At 71.4% G+C, this 5007-nt stretch carries 3 protein-coding genes; 2 read left to right on the forward strand and 1 reads right to left on the reverse strand.

Annotated features, from left to right (window positions below):
- A partial coding sequence (locus tag G4D87_RS33460) for a heavy metal translocating P-type ATPase (RefSeq protein WP_205507816.1) occupies positions 1-2138 on the reverse strand: 2138 nt, incomplete at its 3' end.
- Positions 2139-2269: 131 nt separating this feature from the next.
- Here G4D87_RS33460 and G4D87_RS33465 point away from each other — a divergent pair.
- The gene (locus tag G4D87_RS33465) at positions 2270-3664 is read left to right on the forward strand and encodes a chloride channel protein (protein ID WP_163786745.1); all 1395 of its coding nucleotides are present in this window, start codon (positions 2270-2272) and stop codon (positions 3662-3664) included.
- A 99-nt stretch (positions 3665-3763) separates the two neighbouring features.
- The gene (locus tag G4D87_RS33470) at positions 3764-4852 is read left to right on the forward strand and encodes an MbnP family protein (protein ID WP_163786746.1); all 1089 of its coding nucleotides are present in this window, start codon (positions 3764-3766) and stop codon (positions 4850-4852) included.
- Positions 4853-5007: the final 155 nt, after the last annotated feature.

Here is a 5007-nt window from a genome sequence, read left to right on the forward strand (position 1 = left end):
GCCATGGCCACCACCCGCCCCTCCTGCTGGAGCTTCCGGACGGCGTCGCCCTTCGCCTCCGGCAGCACCCCGGCGATGACCTCCGTGATGCCCAGCCGCCGCGCCACCGCGTCCGCCGTCGTCTGGCTGTCGCCCGTGAGCATGACCACGCGAAGGCCTTCCTCGCGCAGCAACGCCAGGGCCTCCGGCGTGGAGGACTTCACCGGGTCCTCGACGCCGAGCAACCCCGCGGCCTGCCCCTCCACCGCCACCAGCACCACCGTCTGCCCCTCGGCCCGCAGCGCCTCGGCGCGGGCGGTCAGCGCGCCTCCGTGGACCTGGAGCGCATCCGTCAGGGCGACGTTGCCCAGGGCCACCTCGGCGCCCTCCACCTTGCCCACGACGCCCTTGCCCGTGAGCGAGCGGAAGTCCTCCACGGGCGCCAGCGTCACGCCGCGCTCCCTCGCGCCCGCGACGATGGCCGCGGCCAACGGGTGCTCACTGCCGCGCTCCAGGCTCGCGGCCAGCCGCAGCAACCGCGCCTCCTCGAAGCCCGGCGCGGGCACCACCGTCACGAGGCGCGGCTTGCCCTCGGTGAGCGTGCCCGTCTTGTCCACCACCAGCGTGTCCACCGCCTCCAGTCGCTCCAGCGCCGCCGCGTCGCGGATGAGGACGCCCGCCTGGGCGCCGCGCCCGGTGCCCACCATGACGGACATGGGCGTGGCCAGCCCCAGCGCACAGGGGCAGGCGATGATGAGCACCGCCACCGCGTTGACCACCGCGTGCGCCAATCGAGGCTCGGGGCCCCAGAGGGCCCACACACCCGCCGTCACCACCGCCACCACGATGACCACCGGCACGAAGACGGCCGCCACCTTGTCGGCGAGCCGTTGAATCGGCGCGCGGGTGCGCTGCGCTTCACTCACCCGTTGGACGATGCGGGCGAGCAGCGTGTCCTGGCCCACGCGCTCGGCGCGCATCACCAGGGAGCCCGTGCCATTCACCGTGCCGCCCGTCACCTGCGCGTCCGGGCCCTTCTCCACGGGCAGCGACTCGCCCGTCACCATGGACTCGTCCACCGCGCTGGTGCCCTGGAGCACCACGCCGTCCACGGGCACCTTCTCTCCGGGACGCACGCGCAACGTGTCCCCAGACTGGACGCTCGCGAGCGGCACGTCCTCCTCGTGCCCGCCCGCTCCGATTCGCCGCGCCACCGGCGGCGCGAGGCTCAGCAGCGCCCGCAGCGCCCCGGAGGTCGCATGCCGGGCGCGCAGCTCCAACACCTGGCCCAGCGCGACCAGGGTGACGATGACGGCGGCGGCCTCGAAGTAGAGGGGCGCGGAGCCGCCATGCCCCGTGCGCAGCCCCTGTGGCAGGGCCCGCGGCAGCAGCGTGGCGAAGACGCTGAACAGATACGCCGCGCCCGTCCCCAGGGCGATGAGGGTGAACATGTTGAGGTGCCGGTTGCGCACCGACGCCCAGCCGCGCTGGAAGAAGGGCCAGCCCACCCAGAGCACCACGGGCGTGGCCAGAACGAGCTGCGCCCAGGCCAGCACGCCCGCGGACACCGCGTGTTGCACCGGCTGTCCCGGAAGCATGTCCGACATGGCCAGCACCAGCAGCGGCACCGTGAACGCCAGTCCCACGCGGAAGCGCAGCCGCATGGACTGCAGCTCGGGGTCCGGCGGCTCCTCCGCCAGCACCGTGCGCGGCTCCAGCGCCATGCCGCACTTGGGGCAGCTCCCCGGACCGTCCTTCACCACCTCCGGATGCATGGGGCACACGTACTCCACGCGGGACGCCTGGACGGGAAGCGACTCGGGCTCCAACGCCATGCCGCACTTGGGGCAGGCGCCGGGATGCGACTGACGGACCTCCGGGTCCATGGGGCAGACGTACAGGGCGCCCGGCGCCGGTGTCGGCTCCGGAGCGGTCTCCGCGGGCAAGAGGTAGCGCTCCGGGTCCGCGCGGAACCGCTCCCGGCACCGGGGATTGCAGAAGGCGTAGGTCAGCCCGGCGTGCTCCAGGTGGCCGCCCTTCGCGGCGCTCGGGTCGACCTTCATGCCGCAGACGGGGTCGATGGCGGGCGGCTCCCCGTCCGGAGAGGGAGGAGGCGTGTGGGAATGTGGCGCGTGCGGGTGCGAATGAGATTGGGACATGGCGCGTCGAGGCTCCTTTTGCCCAGGCCAACGAAGCACCCGGCCGGCTCTTACAGGGTGTCCCTCCAGAGGTAAGCGCTCCTCCGCCCACGGACATTTACTTTGGTCTCAAACAACGTAGCCTCCCGCCCATGGCAGGTCGTCGCGAACCCCTGGATGAGGAGCAGCGAGCCCTTCACGACTCCTGGGACACGGTGCTCCGCACGGTGGGCCGGGTGGTGCTGAGCACGGTGCTCATCTGGGGGGTGTGCTCGGCGCTGCGGTATGGCGTCCACGCCACCAGTGACACGCTGCTGGCGTTCGCGTCGGGGCGGAGCCTCTGGTGGGCGCCGCTGGTGCTCGCGGGCGTGCTGCTGCTAGGCGGACTGCTGCGAGGGCTGCTCAACCGCCGGCCCGGCTGGAGCGACGTGGCCTCGGACGGGGTGAACGTCGCGCTCCACAACTACCACATCACCTACGAGGACCCGGCGGACGACCCGCGCCCGCGCTACTCGCTGCCCGCCATCCGGCTGGCCCTGCGCAAGGCGGTGGCCACGCTGCTGACGCTGGGCAGCGGCGCGTCGGGCGGGCTGGAGGGTCCGGTGGTGCTGGTGGGCGAGTCCCTGGGCGCGGGCGTGGCCCGCCTCACCCGCGCCCGCTCCGAGCACACGCTGCGCACCTGTCAGTTGGCGGGTATCGCCGCGGCGGTGGGGACGCTGCTCAACGCGCCGTTCGCCGCCGCGCTCTTCGCGCTGGAGGTCGTCTACGGCAACCGCATCGTCTACCGGAAGCTGGCGTACTGCCTGCTGGCGGGAATCATCGCGTACGCGCTCAACAACCGCTTCCTCGGCTTCAAGCCCATCTTCGTGGCGCCGCCGCACGCGCATACGTACACGCTGGGGGAGTACGGACTCACCGCGCTGGTGGCCGTGGCGGTGTCCGCGCCCATCGCGCTGCTGTTCGGCCTGACAATGAAACACACGCGCCAGGTGGTGGAGCGCGCCAGCCCCGTGCTGCGCGGCGCCATGGGCGCGCTGTGCACCGTCCTGGTCGCCGGAGGGCTCTACTACGGCGTGGGCATGGACTTCCGGCACGTGCTGGGCATGGGCGAGTACACCATCGCCCAGCTGTTCGCGGGCACGCCGGGGCCCCTGTCGCTGTGGTGGTACCTGCTGCTCGTCGTGGGTGGAAAGCTGCTCACGACCAGCTTCACGGTGCAGTCGGGTGGCTCGGCGGGCATGCTCATTCCGTCCATGGTGCTGGGCGGGGTGTCCGGCGCGGCCACGGCGCAGCTCCTCGCGTCGGTGACGGGCACGGGGCCCGCGGACGTGACGGTGTTCGTGGTGGTGGGCATCGCCTCCGCGCTGGTGGCGGTGGTCGGCGTGCCGCTGGCGGCCATCGCGCTGGTGCTGGAGGTGTTCGGCTCCGCGTACGGACCGCCCGCCGTCCTCGCCTGCTGCGTCACGTATGTGCTGACGCTGCGGCTGTCCGTCTACAACGAGCAGCGCCGGGTGCAGGCGGTGACGGAGCCCGTCGCGGAAGCTTGAGCGGGTGCACGACAGGGGCGCACGGCCCCTGCTGACATGTTGCCGCGCGACAAAACGCCGCAGCTCCGCCTGGTCGTGCTCCGGGCACAGTGCCGTGCCATGAAAAAGCACGCCTTCCTTTCGCTTCCCACCCTGGGCCGGATGCTGGCCCTGACCACCGTGGCACTCCTGGCGCTGCCCGCTTGCGGCGATGACGGCGCGACTGACGAGCAGCTCCAGGCCTCGGAGGACCAACGCCGCCAGCTCGAGCAGCAGGTCGCGGAGCTCGAGGCAGAGGTCACCCGGCTCGAAGCCCAGGTGGCACAGCAGCAGCAAGACTCGGAAGCCGCCCAGGCGGAGCTGGCCGACATCACCCTGCAGCTCGACGAGGCACGGGAGCTGCTGGCATCGCAGGACTGGGAGGGCGTCTATCAACAGCTCACCCAGGTGCGCGCGGAGCTCGCGGCGCTGCGGGCGCAATTGGCCGCCACGGACGGCAGCCTGGAGCTGAACGCCGCCTTCGTCTTCGGCACCTCGCCGTTCGCCCTGGGCCAGACGTACACCACCGCGGGCGGAGACACCGTCACCTTCTCCCAGGTGCGTTACTGGCTCTCCAACGTGACGCTGCTCAAGCAGGACGGCACCACGACGGCGCTGGCCGACAGCTACCACCTCATGGAGGTCATCAACGCGCAGGAGCTGGAAGGTACCTCGAACCCCGTGACGCTTCCCGCCAACCGCCGCGAGCGCGTCCAGGCCCGAGCGGTCCCCGCGGGCAGCTACACGGGCATCCGGTTCAGCATCGGCGTGGACCCTTCCTACAACGATGACCTGAGCCGTCAGGCGGGCGAACTGCACGTCCTCCAGAACATGGCCTCCGTGAGCTGGATGTGGTTCACCAGCTACATCTTCACCAAGACGCACGGCACCTACGTGACGGCCGAGGGCACGCAGGGTGACTTCACCTGGGACACCGGCACCAACGCCAACTACCGCACGGTGGAGCTCCCGTTCCCCGCCGCCGTCACCGTCAACTCCCAGCAGCACGTGGCGGTGAACGTGCAAGCCAACGTGGCGGCGCTGTTCACGGCGCTCAGCCCGCGCACCACGCTCAGCATTGGCGCCACGCAGAGCGCCGAGAGCGCCACGCTGTCCGACAACTTCGCTGGCATGTTCTCCGTGGTGTCGGTGGAGAATTCCGACCGATGAACCCCGCAGCGCCTTGGGGCAAGGCCGCGCCGTTGCTGGCCCTGCTCTTTCTGGGCGCGTGCGGAGAAGGCCCCTCCTCGCCAGTCGAGGAGGGCCCCTTCCCGCGGCACCTCCCCATGGGGATGACCGCCATCCCCCTGTCTCTTATACACAGC

The organism is Myxococcus vastator, assembly GCF_010894475.1.
Classification (GTDB): Bacteria; Myxococcota; Myxococcia; order Myxococcales; family Myxococcaceae; genus Myxococcus; species Myxococcus vastator.